We start from the raw sequence: 1733 nt of genomic DNA on the forward strand, positions 1-1733 counted from the left end.
GGACCGGCTGATGGCAATGTGTGCGGATCCAGGCGATGGCCTGGCCAATCCGGGACAGATGGCCGTCGGCACGCGCAAGCTGGCGAAGCTTTCCGCCCTGGGGGCCTTGCAGCAGCCGAAACAGCATCTCGCGTTCGAGCATGGCCGCCAGCACGGGAATCTCCCCTGGCCGGTCGAGCAGCCGCATGATGCGACGCAATGCGTCGAGCAGCTCTTCGTTGACGGGCGAGGTGGAGAAACTGTCGCCGCCGAGCGCGGGCTCGTGCTCGACGAGGAGGGCGGCGACGGCCTGCAGGTCGAGAGTGAAGCCGATCGCCAGGTAAGGATGTTTGGCGCTCGCCGCGACCAACTGGCTGATGGTGGGTGTGTCGACAGTGTAGATGAAATAGCTGGCGGGATCGTATCGAAGGGTCCGGTCTCCGATCAGAACCTTTTTCGCGCCCTGCAGCACAAACAGCACCCCCGACCCCCATACCCCCGCCATTGGTGCCGTGGCGACTTCGCTGCGGCCTATCGAAACGCGGGGGATCGCCGTTGCCGTTCGTCGCCCGCGCGCATGGCGGCCGGCGATATCAATCAACTCCTGCAGTGCCTCGCTCATGATGTCAGTTTTGCGCATCCAACTGGGCCGCGCAAGCCATATGAGAGGATTAGGCAAGAGCGGGAGAGTTTTCGGCGCGCGGCGCTTCCCACGGGACGCCATCTCTGGGTCTTCGACATGGAGAGATGGAGAACCCAAATGACGAGATCGAAAACCGCTGTGGTGACGGGCGCCAACAAGGGCATCGGCCACGAAATCGCCCGGCGTCTGGCGACGATGGGCTTCAAGGTGTGGCTTGGCGCCAGGAATGCCGAGCGTGGCATGGCGGCGGCGCAGGAATTGCGCGCGGAAGGTCTGGATGTTGAGTGGCTTGGGCTGGATGTCACACAGGACGAAAGCGTGGCGGCTGCAGCCAGGACTGTCGGGGCGGAGAGCCCTTGCCTCGACGTGCTGGTGAACAATGCCGGCATCGCCATCAACTACGAGCTGCCGCCGAGCCAGCAGCATCTTGCCGATGTCAGGGCCACCTATGACGTCAATGTCTTCGGACCGATCCGCGTGACCCAGGCCTTCCTGCCGCTGCTGCTTGCAGCGCCGGCCGCCCGCATCGTCATGGTGAGCAGTTCCACGGGATCCATCGGGCGCGCGCTCGATTCCAGCACGCCGAACCAGTCGGTCAATTTGATGGGTTACGGCAGCTCCAAGACCGCCCTGAATGCCATCACCGTCGCGTTCGCCCGCGAGTTTGCGCCGCAGGGCATCAAGATCAATGCAGCGGCGCCCGGATATACCGCCACCGACCTGAATGGATTTAAGGGCCACCGCACCGTGCAGCAAGCGGCCGAGATCGTCATACACCTGGCGACCCTGGATGCCGATGGTCCGAACGCCGGGTACTTCAGCGACGATGGCCCGCTTCCGTGGTGAACGGAGCCAGACCCGCCAAAGCCTCTTCCCGCACGCGACACCTGATGGTACTTTTCACAGAAGGAACGCTCATTCCATATTGACTATGGATTGGAATTATTATTTCATATTCCCGGCGCCACGCTGCCGCTCGCGCGTGTACCCCAAGATAACAAGGCCGACGGGAGGTTCCAATGAGCGAAGCCGTGGACGCGAAACAGGCGCCGCTCGACGTCATCACCATCGGTCGCGCTTCCGTCGACCTTTACGGCCAGCAGATCGGCTC

General features: G+C 63.1%; 2 protein-coding genes. One reads left to right on the plus strand and one right to left on the minus strand.

What is annotated here, in order from left to right:
* A partial coding sequence (locus tag EN935_RS34475; RefSeq protein WP_245489125.1) for an AraC family transcriptional regulator occupies positions 1–619 on the minus strand: 619 nt, incomplete at its 3' end.
* 120 nt (positions 620–739) lie between these two features.
* Here EN935_RS34475 and EN935_RS34480 point away from each other — a divergent pair.
* Positions 740–1468, plus strand: coding sequence for an SDR family oxidoreductase (locus tag EN935_RS34480; RefSeq protein WP_127265069.1), 729 nt, complete (start codon positions 740–742; stop codon positions 1466–1468).
* The last annotated feature ends 265 nt before the right edge of the window (positions 1469–1733 follow it).

Source organism: Mesorhizobium sp. M7D.F.Ca.US.004.03.1.1 (assembly GCF_003998635.1).
Taxonomy (GTDB): Bacteria; Pseudomonadota; Alphaproteobacteria; order Rhizobiales; family Rhizobiaceae; genus Mesorhizobium; species Mesorhizobium loti.